This window comes from Rhodoferax sp. GW821-FHT07G04 (assembly GCF_059418585.1).
The window spans coordinates 1,445,556-1,460,118 of record NZ_JBWKQD010000002.1 but is presented as its reverse complement, the minus strand read 5'-3'; the positions used below and the strand labels follow the sequence as shown (position 1 = coordinate 1,460,118).

The window sequence follows — 14,563 nt, the reverse complement described above, 5'->3', positions numbered from 1 at the left end:
CGCCCCGACCCGGATCAGGCCTGGGCCAGGGCTCAGCCTTGGTAGGGGCCCTTGACCTCGCCCCAACCCCAGCGCGGCATGGGCGCGTGTTCGTTGACCTCGGCCCCTTCTTGGGAATTGATGACGGCTAGGCGTGATCCCCACTCCAGGTAGCCGACCAGCGCGGAACGGAACTCCGGGTCGTCGGGCAGCGCCAGCTCGTCCGCCGTGGCCAATAGCAGGCTCACCCACTGGCGCCGCTGTTCGTGCGAGAGGTGGCGGTGCAGGTGCTGGCGGATCATGTGTGGATGGCCGCCATGCTCGGCGGAATAGGTGGCCGGCCCGCCCAGCACCTCGCCCAGGAAGGCGGCAACGTGGGCGGGGTGGTCCGCACCCATGTGCGCAAACACCGGGCCCAGTAGCGGGTCTTGTTTCACGTGCTCGTAGAAGCGCGTCGTCAGCCGGTTCAGCGGCTCAATGCCGCCAATCCATTCATACAAAGTGGGTGTTGTGCTGCCAGCGGTCATGGTGGTCAATGCCTTGCTCAGAGTGTCCCATCTAAATGCGACGGCATGCGCGCATTTCAAGCCCGCTCCGGATTCTGATAGCCTTGCTTTCCCTGCTTACGGAGAAATGTCCATGACCCTCAGCACTTGGTGGCTGTTCATCCTGATGACGTTTGTGGTATCGGCCACGCCCGGCCCGAATATGCTGCTGGTCATGAGCACCAGCGCCCGCCACGGCGTGCGCCCGGCCATCGTCGTTATGGCGGGCTGCATGACAGCCCTGTTGGCGATGATGGGCGTCTCGGCCGCCGGCCTGGGCGCCTTGCTGCATACCTTTCCCGCCGTGTTCGATGCCCTGCGCCTGGCCGGTGCCGCTTACCTGGCTTACCTGGGTGTGAAGTGCTGGCGTGCGCCGGTGGATGCCGCGCCCGACGGTGGCAATGCAGCAGCAACCGTCCAGCCCGCCGCGAACCTGGGTGCCATCTACCGCCAGGGCTTCTTGGTGGCGGCCAGCAACCCCAAGGCGATCCTGTTCGCCGCGGCCTTCTTCCCGCAGTTCATCAACCCGGATGCGGCCAAGCTGCCGCAGTTTGGCATCCTGCTGGTCACCTTCACGGTCATTGAGGTGGCCTGGTACTTCGTTTACGCCCTCAGCGGCAAATCGCTGGCCACCTACCTGCGGCGCGCGCCGGTGATGCGCGCCTTCAACCGCGCCACTGGCGGCGTGTTCATCGGTTTTGCCGCGTTGATGGCAACGGCTCATGAGTAAACAAGCCGCTAGCCCTCGAAAAATAGGCCTAATGCGCTCCTGATTTTGCAGCGTTACTTATCCAAAACCGGCCCCACCCTGGCCATACAGGAGATATCCATGCACCGTAAACACACGCTGACCCTGCTGACGCTGGCGCTCACCGGCGCCTTCTCCGCATTGCCAGTCGCAGCCCAGACCGCGCCCGAGCTCGCGCTGACCCGCATCGACTGCGGCACGCCGGTGCTCAACGACGTGGGTGCGCGTTTCTCGGACACCTATGCCTACAAGGACCTCAAGGTCTTGTTTACCTACAGCTGCTACCTCATCCAACATGGCAGCGACTACATGCTGTGGGACACGGGCCACAGCATGAGTGCGGGCGCGCCGGCACCCAAGGTCAGCATCGTGGACCAGCTGGCGCAGCTCAAGCTCAAGCCGGAGCAGATCAAGTATGTGGGCATCAGCCACTACCACGGCGACCACACGGGGCAATTGCCATCCTTCACCGACGCCACGGTCTTGATTGGCAAGGGAGACTGGGATGGCCTGACCGCGCCCAAGCCCAATCCCGGTGTCAACGCCGCGCCCTTTGCCCACTGGATCAGCGGCGGCGGCAAGATTGAGCCGCTGGTGGGTGACAAAGATGTGTTTGGCGATGGCACGGTGGTCGTGCTCAACACCCCAGGCCACACGCCGGGCCACCACAGCCTGTTGGTGCGGCTCAAGGAAAAAGGCAATGTGCTGCTGACCGGCGACCTGGCCCACTTCCACGAGAACTACGAAGGCAATGGCGTGCCGGTCTTCAACGCTCACCGGGGCGACACGCTGGCCTCATTGGACCGGTTCAAGAAGGCGGCGGCCAACCTCAAAGCCACCGTCATCATCCAGCACGATGCGCGTGACGTGGACAAGCTGCCCGCATTCCCCGCCGCCGCGCGGTGATCAAGTGGCATTTGAAAAACTGACCGTTAGCCCTCGTCAAATCGTCTCAATGCGCTATTCAATTGATAGCACATGGTTTTTGACTACAGCTTGATCTCCACGCCAAAGTTGTAGGTCGTGCGCCCCACATTGGTCGTCGTGTTGCTGTAGCCGCCGGCATAGGTGGTTTGCGACTGCGTGTCCACCGGCGCCAGGTTGTTGACGGCAAAGCGGGCCGAGAAGGTGCGGCTGAAGTTCCACAGCACAAACATATCGGCGCTGCGGCTGCGCGTCTGCTCCAGGGCCTGGGTGGCGCTTTGCTGCGTGGCGTAGCCGGGCGTGAAGCCCAGGTTGCCGCCAACGGTCATCGGCAATGTGCTGGCGCGGTAGTCAAAGCCGAAGGTGCCCGACCAGGGTTGCTGGCCGTCCAGCCGGTTGTTGGGGCCGGGCAGGGCCTCCACATTGGAGCGGTAGAAGCTCAGCGAGCCGCGCAGGTTCAGCGGCAGCTTGGCATCCACCAGTCCTGACAGCAATTCACCGGCGCGGCCCTTGACCTCCAGCTCAATGCCGCTGGTCTGCGCCTTGGAGAAATTCAGCGGCTGGGCTACCCAGCGTTGCACGGGTGCATAGTCCACGGTCTGCAAGGTGCTGACCGTGCGTATCAGGTCGGTGATGCTGCGGTGGAAGAAGCCGATGCTGACCAGTCCTCCGCCGGGGAAATACTTTTCATAGGCCACATCCAGGCCGGTCGCCAGTTCGGGCAGCAGATTGGGGTTGCCCAAGCGGTCCGGCGACAGTTCGGTGTTGGTCTTGCTGACATCGGGGAACAACGAGCTGATCGAGGGCCGGCCCAGCAACTGGCTCAGGCTGGCGGCCTTGTAGCTGCGGGTGATGCTGGCGCGCACCATGTCGCGGCCGGCAGGGTCAAACTTGTAGTTCAGGTGCCACATGGGGGTGACCACGCTGCTGGTGTTGCTGACGGCCGTGCCCACGCCCTGGCTTTGCGTGTTGATGCGCTCGCCGCGCAGGCCCAGGTAGGTGGACCATTGCTTGCTGATTTCCCACTCGTCCTGCACAAACAGGGCCTGGCGCTCGATCCGGGCGGAGAAGGGCTGGCCTTCGAAGTCGCTCAACTGCGGTACGCCTTGCTCTGTCACCGAGCGTTTCTCTTCACGCTGGCGCCACTCCAGGTCCCAGCCCACACTCAGGCTGTGCGCATCGTTGAGCAGGCGGGTGTAGTTGCCGGCCTGGGTCAGGCCCATTTCTTCGTTGTCGCCCAGGCTGCGCCGTTGGGGCTGGCCGTTGTGCACGGTTTGCACGTCGTAGGTCACCTTGTTGGATTGCACGCCGGCTTTCAGCTCGACGCGATCGGCGGCGCTGAGATGGTTGATCCACTGCAGGTTGCTGCGCACGTTCTGCCAGATGCCCTGGCCGCTGCTGTCGTCGTCCAACGTGGGGCTGCCGAACAGCACCTGGTTGGCATAGGTGGAGCGGTTGTTCCACTCGCCACGCTGCAGAAAGCTTTGCCAGTTCAGCGTCTCGTCATCGCTGATGCGCCAGGTCACGCGCGGGCCAATGTTCAGGCCCCGGCCAAAGTTGAGCTGGTCCAGCGATTGGGTCGACTGCGACAGCAGGCCGTCGGTGCCGGGCTGGCTGCGCTCGATGACGGACTGGTTGAGATTGCGCCATTCAAACACCGAGACTGGCAGCGACAGCGAAATGCCATCCCACTTCTCGCCAAAGGTAAAGATACCGCCCACGGTGGGGCGCTCGGCGTTGTAGACCGTGCCCACGCGCAGATCGCGCTGCGAAACCTTGGGCGCTTCTTTCAAGATGATGTTGATGGAGCCGGCCACCGCCTGCGCGCTCTGGTCCGCCGTCGGGCCCTTGGTCACTTCGATGCGCTCCACCTGCGAGGGGCTCAACTGGTCCAACGCAAAGCCGGGAGGCGCCGGGTCACCATTGATCAAGACCTGGGTGTAACCCGCGCCCAGGCCGCGCATGCGTGGCGCGTTGCCCTGCATGTTGACGCCGGGCAGGCGCTTGAGCACATCGGCGACGTTGTTGTCGCCGTACTTGTCCATCTCTTCGCGGCCGTAGACCTGCTTGGCAACCCGTGCGCGGCGGCGCAAATCGTTGTCACTGGGCTGCTTGCCCAGGATCTCGACTCGATCCAGGCGGGCACCCGGCGCGCGGGTCGTGGTGCTGTTGTCGCCCACGCCACTGGGGATGTCCTGAGCCAGGGCCGGTGTCAGCAATCCTGTGCACAGGCTGGCGAGCATGCTGGTACAGGCGAGGGCAATTTTGGAGTACGGAAAGTCCATGGTCGTTTGTTGGGTTCAATGCAGCGTATTTTTGGGGAAGCCGACGGGCCAACCTTGTTGGCACGATGTGTGACGGCGTGACTGTAACGTAAGCCTGTGATGCGGCAGCCGGTATGCGACGAAGTGCCGGATACAGGGTGCCAAGCGTGGCGGTTGCGCAGCGTCAGGCGCTGCGGCTATTCCAACAAGGCGCCGTGGGGTCTTTGGCGTCGGGGGCACAATACCCGCATGAATCCGCTATTTGAAGTCGTGGCCGGCGTCCTGCGGGGGCTGGTCAAAGTCGCGTTGCTGGTGTTGGCCGCCTTGTTTGCATTGGCTGTGTTGTGCGTGGGGCTGGTCATCGTCACCGTGGCGGTGCTGCGCTTCCTGCTGACCGGGCGCAGGCCAGCGGTTATGACGACCTTCAGCCGCTTCAACCAGGCCGCGCAGCAGTTTCGCCCCGGTGGCCGATCCGGCGCACGCCCTGAAAGCGCCGATATCGTGGACGTGCAGGCCCACGAGGTGCGCCCTGCGCCGAGTGCCGCGCTACCGCACAAGACGGTGGAGTAAGTCTGGCGCAGCCTACAGGCTAATCGTAGGTGGCCACGGGCTGCGGCAGTTCGTCGTCCAGGTACAGCTCGTACTCGTCCCAGCCGTCTGCGCCAAAGTGCTCGTCGCATTGCGCGGCGATGTCGTCAAACGTCGTGAACTCCATCACAAACATGATGGTGTTGAACACCTGGCGATAGCGGCGGCCTTCGCTGTCTTCCAACTCGCCCTCGTCGTCATCCACATGGCGGCAGCAATGCACCCAGACGTATTGCCCCTCTAGTTCGTCCTCGGCTTCCAGCACCTGCAGCGCAAAGGCTTCATCCTCCGCGCTGGGCCATGTGGCCTTGGTCAGCTGGTAGGCCGTGCCGTGGCGGGGGTGGGCGGGGTCCAGCTCCAGGTCTATGGTCTGCCAATCTGCTGACACCTGGTTTGCCACATCGGCCAACTCCTGCTGTGTGATGTCACCTTCCCAGTAGACATCGGTGATGTGGCGCGAGGTACCGACCTCGCCATCCCACAGGCTGGCTTTGTGTTTCATGGTGTCCGGGTGCATGGGCGATCTCCTACGTGGTTCCGTGCTTGTGGGTGGCACTGTAGCGCAATGGGGAGCTATTGCGTGCGCTGCCCAACAGATGGCTGCTGCACTCAAGCCCAAGATGTGCCGCAGAAGGCAGAGGCTGCCCCGGGCATTTGCAACAGTGCGTAAACGCCGCCATCCCAAGACCAGGGGCCTGCGTTGCATAAAGACATGCCGGCTACGCCGATGCATTTTGCGCAGGGATGGAATTGCTATGCCACACCACCACACGACACTTCGCCACCGATTCACCCGCTTCACGCTAGGCCTGTGCCTCTTGCTGCTCACAGGCTGGGCGCACGCAGACCCACCCATGCGCGTGGCGCGCCTGGCCTACACCGAAGGTCAGGTCAGCTTCTCTGCGGCGCAGGACTCCGGCAATTGGCTGCAGGCCGGCATCAATCGGCCGCTGACGACCGGCGACCAGTTGTGGACGGATAGCCGATCGCGGGCCGAGGTCGATATCGGCGGCACGGCCCTGCGCCTGGGAGAAAACACCGGTGTGGCCTTGCTGAATGTGGGCGACACCATCACGCAGATTCGTCTGCAGCAGGGCACGCTCAAATTGCATGTGCGCTATCTGGACCCGAGCCAGATGATAGAAGTGGACACACCCAACCTCGCCTTGACGCTGCACCAGCCGGGTGACTACCGTCTGGATGTGGACCGCAACGGCGAAGCAACCGAGGTGGTCGTACAACGCGGCCAGGCCCAGCTCTATGGCGACGGCGCAGCCTATGCCGTGCAGGCCGGGCAGGGTTACCGCTTCTTTGGCACGGCTTTGTCGGACTACGACAGCCTACTCCCTCATCTGGATGATGACTTCGACCGCTGGGCCAGTGCCCGCGACAGCCGCGTGGCTGTGGCCGTCGCCGCTCGCTATGTATCGCCCGAACTCGTGGGTTTCGAAGACCTGGATGTGCATGGCGACTGGCGCAACGAAGTGGGCTATGGCTATGTCTGGGTTCCCCGCCGCGTGCGTGTGGGCTGGACCCCGTATTGCGATGGCCATTGGGCCTGGATAGCCCCCTGGGGCTGGACCTGGGTGGACGATGCGCCCTGGGGCTTCGCCGTGTCGCACTATGGCCGCTGGGCCCATGTCCGCAGCACCTGGGTATGGGTTCCCGGCCCTGCGCGCGAGCGGGCCGTCTACGCACCCGCACTGGTGGCCTTTGTCGGTGGCCGGCATTTCCCGGGCGGGGTGGCACCGGTCGGTGGTGCGATAGGCTGGTTCCCGTTGGCGCCGCGCGAGGTCTACCGGCCTTCGTATGCTGTCAGCCGCCGCTATTTCGAACACATCAACCACAGTAATGCGGTGATCGCACCCATGGTCGTTACCAACATCTACAACATACACAACACGACGACCACCACCAATATCTCTCCCATCAGTTACAGCAACCAAGGTGTGCGGGGTGCGGTGGTGGCTGTGCCTGCACAGGTGTTTGCGCAGTCGCAGCCGGTGGCCAAGGCGGCCATCACGTTACCCAAGGATGCGGCCGCGCGCGCGCCGGCCGAGCATGTGGTGGCCATTGCCCCGCTGCCGCAAAGCGTGCGGGGCGGGGCACCGGTAGCCAGCGTCAAACCACCGGAGCAAGCCCACGCGCACCCGGTCATAGCCCGCACCGCGCCTCCAGTACCCCAACCAGTACCCCAAGCGGTGGTTGCCACGCAGCCGCACCAATCCCCGCAGCAGGGTATGAAGCCATCTGCACCCTCTGCGCCTGCAGTGAAGCTGGTGACAGCGGTCTCACCGCCATCCCCCGGCGCTGTGCCACCCCCACTGCCAGCACGCGCGACCCGGCCACCGGAGGAACGCCACAAACCTGACGCGACCCGACCGGTTGCCGCAGCACCCGCCGATGCCGCAGCGTCTGCCGCGCAGGCCGCGCACAGGGACGAAGCCGCCAAGGCGGAAGCTGCGCGGGCCGAGGCTGCGCGAGCCGCAGCGGCAAAGGTACAAATGGAAAGAGCACAAATGGACAAAGCGCAGGCCGATAACAACAAGGCGCGCCTGTTCAAGGAAGAAACCGACAAAGCCCAGGCTGCCGCCGCGAAAGCCCAGGCCGCCCGGGAAGATGCCATCCGCGCCGAAGCCGCCCGCGCGGCGGCAGCCCGGTCACAGGCCGAGCAGGCAAAAGCCCAAAGGGAGGAAGCCGCAAGGGCACAGGCAGCCGCTCAAGCAGCCCAGGCTGCGCAAGCCCAGCATGCGGCAGCCGCTGCAAAGGCCGAAACGGACAAGGCCGCAGCCGCGCGGGAAGCCGCAGCCCGTGCCGAAGCCGCCCGGGAATCGGCTGCACGGGCTGCTGCGGCACAGCAACAGCACAAGGCCGAGGCCGACAGAGCCGCTGCAGCGCGTGAGGAGGCCGCCCGCGCCCACGCTGCCAGGGCAGAGGCGGCCAAAGCGGCTGCGATCCGGGAAGAGGCTGCCCGTGCGCAAGCTGCTGCTCGGGCCACCGCTGCGGCACAGCAGCATCCTGCACAGGCCGAACAGCCTCACCATGGTGCCCAGCCGGCCCATGAACCCCACAAGGACAAGAAAGACGGTAAAAACGAAGGCGACGCGAAAAAGCCCTAACGCGGAAACCGCGCCAGCGAAGCAGCCCGCGCCTTGGCCGCCTCCACTTCGCGGTTGCGCGGCTCGGCATGGGTGACCATGGATGCGATCAAAACCCGGGCCGAGGCGGCCACCTCTTCCACGGCCCGCTCAAACGCGGCTTCATTGGCCTTGGACGGCACCGTGAAGCCGCTGAGCTTGCGCACAAATTGCAGCGATGCGTCGCGTATCTCCAGCTCGGTCGCCGGCGGTTCGAAGTTGAACAAGGTCTTGATGTTGCGGCACATGGTGCTTGCTCTCCGGGTCGGGTCCGTCAATGTCCAAGCGCCTGGTAGGCCAGCCGCTTGAACTCAAAGGTATAGGGGTTGCCAAAGCCCATATAGCGCTGGGTCATCAGCACACCGGCGATGTTCAGCCGCGGGTTCATCCACCACACGGTGCCGGCGATGCCACCCCAGCTGACTTCATCAGCCGCCTGCGGCGGGTCGAAGCGGCCGGGCGTGTTCAGCACTGATGAGCCCAGGCCAAAGCCGCGGCCCGGATTGGTCGGCATGTTCGGGAACTGCACGCACAGGCCATTGGGCAACTGGTTGCGGTGCATCTGTGCCAGGGTTTCGGGCATGAGCAGCGTGGGGCCGCCGGGTATCAGCGACTGCAGCAGGCGCACCATGTCGTCCAACGTCGACACCAAGCCCCCACCACCGGACTCGCGCGGAATCTGGCGCAGGTAGGCACCGGGAAAGGGCTTGTCATCCATGCGGCGCAGGCCGGGCTTCATCGGGTCCAGCAGGTCCACGCCGCCATACAGTGGGGTCAGGCGCCCTTGCTTGGCTGCGGGCACCCAGAAGTCGGTGTCTACCATGCCTAGGGGTTCAAAGATGCGCCGCGCGAAGAAGGCGCCCAGGCGCTCACCCGTTACCACCTCGACCAAGTAGCCCAGCACATCGGTGGCCACCGAATACTCCCACTGTGTGCCGGGGTGAAAGGCCAACGGCAAAGGCGCTAGCACTTTCAGCATCGCTGCCGTGGGGCTGACGGGCGTGTGTACGCCCCGCGCGTTGTAGGCCGTGAACAGCAAGCTGCCAGGGTCAAAAGCGCCGTAGGACAGGCCCGAGGTGTGCGTCATCAGGTGCTGCACGGTGATCGGCGAGCGGGCCGGTTCGGTCTGGTCCAGCGCGGTGGCACCGGCCCGCAGTACCTGGCGCTGGCCCAGCTCGGGGATGTAGCGCTCTATGGGGTCGTCCAATCGCAACTGGCCCGCTTCGACCAGCATCATGACAGCGCAGGACGTCACCAGCTTGGTGTTGGAGAAGACGCGGAAGATATGGTCCTCGCGCAGTGCGATGCCGGCTTCGGTATCGGCATGGCCGCAGCAAAAGCGGTCCACGACTTCGCGCCCGCGCAGCAGAGCGGTGGACACGCCGGCCAGGTAGTGCCGGTCCACTTGCGACTGCATGGCAGCGTGCAGCGCGCCGAAGTCCTCTGCGTGTGTTGTGGGTGTGTGGGCCATGCTTCAGTCGAATACGGGGCGGAAGAAACTGCGCTCGTAGCTGATGATGCAGCGGGTGTCGTTCGCGTACTGGAATGCTGCTTGGCATTCAGGGTCTTGCATCGATTGCATCCGGTACTCTTCGTACGCGGCCAGCGACGGAAAGCTGAACATCGCCAGCGCAATATTGTTGGCCCCTTCGGACGGTAGAAAGTAGCCGTGGTGGGTGCCGCCAAAGCGGTTCACCAAGGGAATCCACAGCTTGCCATAGTGTTCGAATTCGGCGAGCTTGTAGGGGTCAATGACGTAGCGCAAATAGCAGGTAATCATCTTCTCGGAGCGGCGGTGGATGGACAGCGTTCTACTATACGGGGCGCTCCAATCGCTGTGGGCCAGGGGTGCAAAAAATCACCTGCTGAGTGGTGAAAGGGCCTATAGTGGAATTCCAACATTCTTCCAACGGAGACCACTATGAAACGACGTGTTTTTGGTGTGATGGCGGGTGTGCTGTGCCTGGCTCTGGGCACCGCGGTGCAGGCCAATGAACGGGGTACGGCCGACGAAGCCAAGGCCCTGGTCAAGAAGGCGATTGCTTACCTGAATGCCAACGGCCGGGAGAAGGCTCTCGCCGAATTCAACAACACCAGCGGTCAGTTTGTGTCCAAGGACCTCTACGTCTTCGTCTACAACATCAATGGCGATGGCATCAACCTGGCCCATGGTGCCAACCCCAAGATGGTGGGCAAGAATTTGTTGGAACTCAAGGACGGTGACGGCGTGTTCATCGTCAAGGAATTCGTCAAGACGGCCAACAGCAAGGCCGGCAACGGCTGGGTTGACTACAAGTGGCCGCACCCGGTGACCAAGGCCCTGGAGGCCAAGTCCACCTACATCGAACGCGCGGGCGATCTGCTGGTTGGCTGCGGCATCTACAAATAGCCCATCGGCAACCCAGGGCACCTTGTCGCCAGCGCGCCCCGTGTGCGCGGTCTGTGCCCGGCCGCTGAAGGCCTGCATCTGCCAGTGGATCACCCCGGTGGCCGAGGCGACCGAGGTGCTGATACTGCAGCACCCGATGGAAGTGGGCCATGCCAAGAACAGTGCGGGCCTGCTGCATCGGAGTCTGTCCAACAGCCGCATGCTGACGGGCGAGGCCTTTGACACCGCCAGCCTGCAAACAGCACTGCAGCCGCCCAAGTACAACGTCTTGCTCTACCCCCAGACCGCACAGGACCCTGCCCCTGCCGCAGATCCGAGCCTATTGCAAGACCCGTCACGCTGGCGCCTGGTCGTATTGGACGCCACCTGGCGCAAGAGCCGCAAGATGCTGCACCAAAGCCCGTCGCTGCGGCAACTGCCACGTCTGTCGCTGGAGGGCGTTGCGGACTCGCTGTACACCATACGCAAAGCCCACCAGCCGGGGCAGCTGTCCACGCTGGAGGCTGTGTGTACAGCATTGGCGCAGGTGCAGGGAGGTGGCGAAAAATTCCAACCCCTGTTGCGCGCCTTCCAAGGCTTTGTGGCCCAGCAGTGGGCCTTTAGGCCGACCCCTACGCAGGGCGGGGCTGGAAGCCGACGCTGAGCCTAAAGCCCCCCAGGGCCTGTGACTGGTCCACGTGCAGCGTGGCGCCGTGCATGTCGGCAATCGTCTTGACAATGGCCAAGCCCAGGCCACTGCCGCTGACGCCCTGGTGCGGTCCGGCCACGCGGTAGAAGCGGTCGAACAAGCGCGCCCGGTCTGCGGCGGGAACGCCGGGTCCGCTGTCCTCCACGGTGAGTCGCACCACGGCGCCCTCTTGCGCCACCGAGACATTGACCGTGCCCCCTTCAGGCGTGTACTTGATGGCGTTGTCCAGCAGGTTGCGCAGCAAGATGGCCAGCGCGTCTTGATGCCCCAGTATCCGGCCATCCTGGGCCTCCACCAGGCCCAGGTCGATGCGCCGCGCATGGGCCGATTCCCACAGCTCGCCCACAATGCTTTGCGCCAGCGCCGCCAGTGGCACGGGCTCCTGGGGCGTGGGGTCGGGCGTGCCCGTCTGCTGGCGCGCCAGCACCAGCAACTGCTCCACCAGGCGGGTGGCCCGCTCAATGCCGGCCGCCAGACGGGCGATGGCTACATCGCGTGCAGCGGCATCACCGGCCCGGCGCAGGCCCTCCACCTGCAGTTTCAGGGCCGACAGCGGTGAGCGCAATTCGTGGGCCGCATCGGCGATGAAATTCTTCTGCGCATCAAAAGCATGGCGCACGCGGTGCAGCAGCAGGTTGAGTTCGCGTACCAGGGGAAAGATTTCGGCCGGCAAACCGTCTTCATTGACCTCGGTCAATTCGTCGGCCCGCCGCAGCGCCAGTTGGCTGCGCACGCGGTCCGCCGGCGCCAGCGAGGCGCTGACCACCCACCACATCAACAGGATCAGCACCGGCACCATGACCACGATGGGGCTGACGGCCTTGAGTGCCAGCTTGCGGGCCAGGCCGCGGCGGCCCGAACGGTCCTGCGCCACCTGTATCAACCGGTCGCCCGATTGCAGTGAGAACAGCCGGTAGTTGGCACCGTCGGCCTCGAAACGGGTGAAGCCTAGATCGGCTTCCAATGGCAGATTGGCCCGGGGTGACGACTGGAACAGCAGCTTGCCCGCCGGGTCGGTGATCTGAATCAGAAACTCGAAGCTGGTGTCCGTGTCGTCTCGGAAACTATTGGCCAGGTAGCCGCCTATGGGCAGGCCCTTGCGCAACGACAACGCCATCTGCTCCATCTGGTAATCGAAAATTTCTATGGTCTGGTCCAGCGAGGTGCGGTAGGCCACAAAGGCCTGCACCGCCGCCGTGAGAACCACCACGGTGAACAGCAGCAACAGCAGGCGGGCGCGCAGCGAGTGCGGCATGGCAGGAGTCGTGGTGGGGGCCGCGCTCACAGACCCGCCTTCGGCACCATATAGCCCACGCCACGCACGTTCTGGATCAGGTGGCTGCCCAGCTTCTTGCGCAGGCCGTGGATGTAGACCTCCACCGCGTTGCTGCTGACTTCGTCTTTCCAGCTGTAGAGTTTGTCTTCCAATTGCTTGCGCGACAGCACCACGCCGGGCCGCGCCAGCAATTGCTCCAAGATGGCCCACTCGCGGGCTAGCAGGTTGACCGTCTGGCCCTGCACCAGCACCTCGCGGGTCACTGGGTCGATGCTGACACCCAGGTGCTCGTAAACCGGCTCGGCACGGCCCGAAGCCCTGCGTATCAGCGCGCGTATGCGGGCCAGCAGCTCGTCGATCTCGTAGGGTTTGACGACGTAATCGTCCGCGCCCATGTCCAGACCCTGCACCCGCTGCTCCACCGCATCGCGGGCGGTGGCAATCAGCACCGGTGTGCGGTTCTTGCGGGCGCGCAGCCGGCGCAGCACCGCCAAGCCATCGCGCTTGGGCAGGCCCAGGTCCAGCAGTACCAGGTCATAGGTCTCGGTGTCCAACGTGGTGTCGGCCATTTCGCCGTCCTTGACCCAGTCCACCGCATAGCCGTCGGCGCGCAGCAGATCCAGCACGGACTCGCCAATCATGGGGTCGTCTTCCACCAACAGTAAGCGCATCAAGAAATTTCCATGGTTGTGCCCAAGCGTGCGGCCTATTGTGCCCAGGCCAGGGCGCAGCCGCGTGCCCTTTGCAAGAGCTTTACTCCGCAGCAACCGGGTTTAAGTTTCACCTAAGTCTGCGGCGAAACAATCAGTTGCATCTACCCCCCACCCTGAGGAGCACATACATCATGCAATTCGCCAACAAACTGGCCCTGAGCGCCGTCACCGCCACGACGATCCTGCTGGGAGCTTGCAGTAGTACGCCTGTGACACCCTCGACCCCTACGCCTCCACCAACGCCCGATGTCAAGCCTGTCTGCTGCGCTCCGCAAGTGGTGACCCCGGTAGTACCCAAATCCATCGTCCCTCACCTAGACCCTGCCAGCCCGCTCTACCAAAAGCGCAGCGTCTACTTTGACTTCGACCAGTACACCGTGAAGCCGGAGTACACGCCGGTACTGGAGATGCACGGCAAGTACCTGGCTGCGCATGGCGACATCAAGGTCCGGGTTGAAGGCAATACCGACGAACAGGGCGGCACCGAATACAACTTGGCCCTGGGGCAAAAGCGCGCTGAGGCCGTGGTCCGCGCGCTGAAGGTTTACGGCGCCAAGGAGGCGCAACTGGAAGCAGTGAGCTTTGGCAAAGAGAAGCCCAAGGCTAGCGGCCATGACGAGGCTGCCCGCGCCGAGAACCGCCGCGGCGATCTGGCCTACCCCACCAAGTAAAGCCGCAATTCCGCCAAGGCGCGGCTCCTAGAATTGGGGCATGCATTCCCGTTCAAGCATCCCCATCGGGCGCAGCGGCCTGGTTCTCGCGATTGTGCTGGCCGCCCTGTGCGCCGGTTTCGCCCATGCCCAGGACCCGGTGCTGGACCAGCACCTGCTGGGGCTGGCTGAGCAGGATGTGGCCAGCGTGGTACCCCAGGCGCGCCGCATGGCCAAGCCCGTGCTGGGTCCGCGCGGCGCCCGCGGCCTGTTCGCGGTGGATGGCGTGGCCGAGGCGGGCCAATCGAACGTGGAAGTCACGCTGTTCTTCCGCAAAAAAGTCCTGGAGCGCATCGAAAAGCGCAGCCGCGCACCCGAACCCCAATGCCAGGCGTCTTATGCCAGCCTCGTCGCCCGGCTCGCGGCCCAGTACGGCGGAGGCGGGCAAGAGAGCGTCAACCCGGATGCCGAGCAAAACGGATCCGCTGCCTGGGTGCAAGACAGCTTCAAGGTCATGGCCTACCGCATGCAGGCCGCCAACCGTTGCGAGCTGCTGGTGGCCATCGAGCCCCATATGCCTAAAGACGCGAGCGACCTCTAGCCCTCGTCGAATTTATCTGCGTCGCTCTGTATTTGATAGCAAATGCCATTAGTGGCGTTGC

16 protein-coding genes are annotated in these 14,563 nt (G+C 64.1%); 8 read left to right on the top strand and 8 right to left on the bottom strand.

What is annotated here, in order from left to right; genetic code table 11:
* Window positions 1–32 precede the first annotated feature (32 nt).
* Window positions 33–506, bottom strand: coding sequence for a group II truncated hemoglobin (locus AC07OO_RS16000; RefSeq protein ID WP_495083075.1), 474 nt, complete (start codon window positions 504–506; stop codon window positions 33–35).
* Between the two features lie 112 nt (window positions 507–618).
* On the opposite strand from AC07OO_RS16000, the gene AC07OO_RS15995 reads away from it, so the two are divergent.
* Both AC07OO_RS15995 and AC07OO_RS15990 read left to right on the top strand, forming a co-directional pair.
* Window positions 619–1,254: a LysE family translocator gene (locus AC07OO_RS15995; RefSeq protein WP_495083074.1), complete on the top strand. Its 636-nt coding sequence runs from the start codon at window positions 619–621 to the stop codon at window positions 1,252–1,254.
* A 99-nt stretch (window positions 1,255–1,353) separates the two neighbouring features.
* Window positions 1,354–2,178 (top strand): N-acyl homoserine lactonase family protein, encoded by an 825-nt coding sequence (locus AC07OO_RS15990; protein WP_495083073.1) that lies wholly within the window; start codon window positions 1,354–1,356, stop codon window positions 2,176–2,178.
* An 83-nt stretch (window positions 2,179–2,261) separates the two neighbouring features.
* Here the strand turns inward: AC07OO_RS15990 and AC07OO_RS15985 are convergent, their stop codons facing one another.
* The gene (locus AC07OO_RS15985; RefSeq protein WP_495083072.1) at window positions 2,262–4,481 is read right to left on the bottom strand and encodes a TonB-dependent receptor plug domain-containing protein; all 2,220 of its coding nucleotides are present in this window, start codon (window positions 4,479–4,481) and stop codon (window positions 2,262–2,264) included.
* 228 nt (window positions 4,482–4,709) lie between these two features.
* On the opposite strand from AC07OO_RS15985, the gene AC07OO_RS15980 reads away from it, so the two are divergent.
* Window positions 4,710–5,030 (top strand): hypothetical protein, encoded by a 321-nt coding sequence (locus tag AC07OO_RS15980; protein ID WP_495083071.1) that lies wholly within the window; start codon window positions 4,710–4,712, stop codon window positions 5,028–5,030.
* Window positions 5,031–5,049: 19 nt separating this feature from the next.
* Here the strand turns inward: AC07OO_RS15980 and AC07OO_RS15975 are convergent, their stop codons facing one another.
* Window positions 5,050–5,550, bottom strand: coding sequence for a hypothetical protein (locus AC07OO_RS15975; RefSeq protein WP_495083070.1), 501 nt, complete (start codon window positions 5,548–5,550; stop codon window positions 5,050–5,052).
* Between the two features lie 253 nt (window positions 5,551–5,803).
* Between AC07OO_RS15975 and AC07OO_RS15970 the strand changes: the two genes are divergently transcribed.
* The gene (locus AC07OO_RS15970) at window positions 5,804–8,167 is read left to right on the top strand and encodes a DUF6600 domain-containing protein (RefSeq protein ID WP_495083069.1); all 2,364 of its coding nucleotides are present in this window, start codon (window positions 5,804–5,806) and stop codon (window positions 8,165–8,167) included.
* Here AC07OO_RS15970 and AC07OO_RS15965 read toward each other — a convergent pair.
* Genes AC07OO_RS15965 through AC07OO_RS15955 form a run of 3 tightly spaced genes read right to left on the bottom strand, consistent with a single transcriptional unit; the run spans window position 8,164 to window position 9,965 of the window.
* The gene (locus AC07OO_RS15965) at window positions 8,164–8,433 is read right to left on the bottom strand and encodes a DUF2277 domain-containing protein (RefSeq protein WP_495083068.1); all 270 of its coding nucleotides are present in this window, start codon (window positions 8,431–8,433) and stop codon (window positions 8,164–8,166) included. The genes AC07OO_RS15970 and AC07OO_RS15965 overlap by 4 nt on opposite strands.
* Window positions 8,434–8,459: 26 nt before the next feature.
* Window positions 8,460–9,656 carry a serine hydrolase domain-containing protein gene (locus AC07OO_RS15960; RefSeq protein WP_495083067.1) on the bottom strand — a complete coding sequence of 399 codons (1,197 nt, stop codon included), beginning with the start codon at window positions 9,654–9,656 and terminating at the stop codon, window positions 8,460–8,462.
* 3 nt (window positions 9,657–9,659) lie between these two features.
* Window positions 9,660–9,965, bottom strand: a complete 306-nt coding sequence (locus AC07OO_RS15955; RefSeq protein ID WP_495083066.1) for an NIPSNAP family protein — start codon at window positions 9,963–9,965, stop codon at window positions 9,660–9,662.
* 141 nt (window positions 9,966–10,106) lie between these two features.
* On the opposite strand from AC07OO_RS15955, the gene AC07OO_RS15950 reads away from it, so the two are divergent.
* Together AC07OO_RS15950 and AC07OO_RS15945 are read left to right on the top strand one after the other, a co-directional pair.
* Window positions 10,107–10,574 carry a cache domain-containing protein gene (locus tag AC07OO_RS15950; RefSeq protein ID WP_495083065.1) on the top strand — a complete coding sequence of 156 codons (468 nt, stop codon included), beginning with the start codon at window positions 10,107–10,109 and terminating at the stop codon, window positions 10,572–10,574.
* A 22-nt stretch (window positions 10,575–10,596) separates the two neighbouring features.
* Window positions 10,597–11,217: a tRNA-uridine aminocarboxypropyltransferase gene (locus tag AC07OO_RS15945; protein WP_495083064.1), complete on the top strand. Its 621-nt coding sequence runs from the start codon at window positions 10,597–10,599 to the stop codon at window positions 11,215–11,217.
* Here AC07OO_RS15945 and AC07OO_RS15940 read toward each other — a convergent pair.
* Complete coding sequence (locus AC07OO_RS15940) at window positions 11,186–12,517, bottom strand: ATP-binding protein (RefSeq protein ID WP_495083063.1); 1,332 nt, start codon at window positions 12,515–12,517, stop codon at window positions 11,186–11,188. The two genes, AC07OO_RS15945 and AC07OO_RS15940, sit on opposite strands and share 32 nt — an antisense overlap.
* A gap of 26 nt (window positions 12,518–12,543) precedes the next feature.
* A complete protein-coding gene (locus AC07OO_RS15935) occupies window positions 12,544–13,209 on the bottom strand; it encodes a response regulator (protein WP_495083062.1) in 666 nt (221 codons plus the stop codon).
* Window positions 13,210–13,382: 173 nt separating this feature from the next.
* Here AC07OO_RS15935 and pal point away from each other — a divergent pair, with 173 nt between their 5' ends.
* Together pal and AC07OO_RS15925 are read left to right on the top strand one after the other, a co-directional pair.
* Window positions 13,383–13,922, top strand: a complete 540-nt coding sequence (pal, locus tag AC07OO_RS15930) for a peptidoglycan-associated lipoprotein Pal (RefSeq protein WP_495083061.1) — start codon at window positions 13,383–13,385, stop codon at window positions 13,920–13,922.
* 40 nt (window positions 13,923–13,962) lie between these two features.
* Entirely contained in the window at window positions 13,963–14,502 is a 540-nt protein-coding gene (locus AC07OO_RS15925; protein WP_495083060.1) for a hypothetical protein, read from the top strand.
* Window positions 14,503–14,563 lie beyond the last annotated feature (61 nt).

Bases quoted from the DNA above. Each gene is read 5' to 3' on its own strand.
- AC07OO_RS16000 (WP_495083075.1), bottom strand. From the start codon at position 506: ATGACCGCTGGCAGCACAACACCCACTTTGTATGAATGGATTGGCGGC.
- AC07OO_RS15995 (WP_495083074.1), top strand. From the start codon at position 619: ATGACCCTCAGCACTTGGTGGCTGTTCATCCTGATGACGTTTGTGGTA.
- AC07OO_RS15990 (WP_495083073.1), top strand. From the start codon at position 1,354: ATGCACCGTAAACACACGCTGACCCTGCTGACGCTGGCGCTCACCGGC.
- AC07OO_RS15985 (WP_495083072.1), bottom strand. From the start codon at position 4,481: ATGGACTTTCCGTACTCCAAAATTGCCCTCGCCTGTACCAGCATGCTC.
- AC07OO_RS15980 (WP_495083071.1), top strand. From the start codon at position 4,710: ATGAATCCGCTATTTGAAGTCGTGGCCGGCGTCCTGCGGGGGCTGGTC.
- AC07OO_RS15975 (WP_495083070.1), bottom strand. From the start codon at position 5,550: ATGAAACACAAAGCCAGCCTGTGGGATGGCGAGGTCGGTACCTCGCGC.
- AC07OO_RS15970 (WP_495083069.1), top strand. From the start codon at position 5,804: ATGCCACACCACCACACGACACTTCGCCACCGATTCACCCGCTTCACG.
- AC07OO_RS15965 (WP_495083068.1), bottom strand. From the start codon at position 8,433: ATGTGCCGCAACATCAAGACCTTGTTCAACTTCGAACCGCCGGCGACC.
- AC07OO_RS15960 (WP_495083067.1), bottom strand. From the start codon at position 9,656: ATGGCCCACACACCCACAACACACGCAGAGGACTTCGGCGCGCTGCAC.
- AC07OO_RS15955 (WP_495083066.1), bottom strand. From the start codon at position 9,965: ATGATTACCTGCTATTTGCGCTACGTCATTGACCCCTACAAGCTCGCC.
- AC07OO_RS15950 (WP_495083065.1), top strand. From the start codon at position 10,107: ATGAAACGACGTGTTTTTGGTGTGATGGCGGGTGTGCTGTGCCTGGCT.
- AC07OO_RS15940 (WP_495083063.1), bottom strand. From the start codon at position 12,517: ATGCCGCACTCGCTGCGCGCCCGCCTGCTGTTGCTGCTGTTCACCGTG.
- AC07OO_RS15935 (WP_495083062.1), bottom strand. From the start codon at position 13,209: ATGCGCTTACTGTTGGTGGAAGACGACCCCATGATTGGCGAGTCCGTG.
- pal (WP_495083061.1), top strand. From the start codon at position 13,383: ATGCAATTCGCCAACAAACTGGCCCTGAGCGCCGTCACCGCCACGACG.
- AC07OO_RS15925 (WP_495083060.1), top strand. From the start codon at position 13,963: ATGCATTCCCGTTCAAGCATCCCCATCGGGCGCAGCGGCCTGGTTCTC.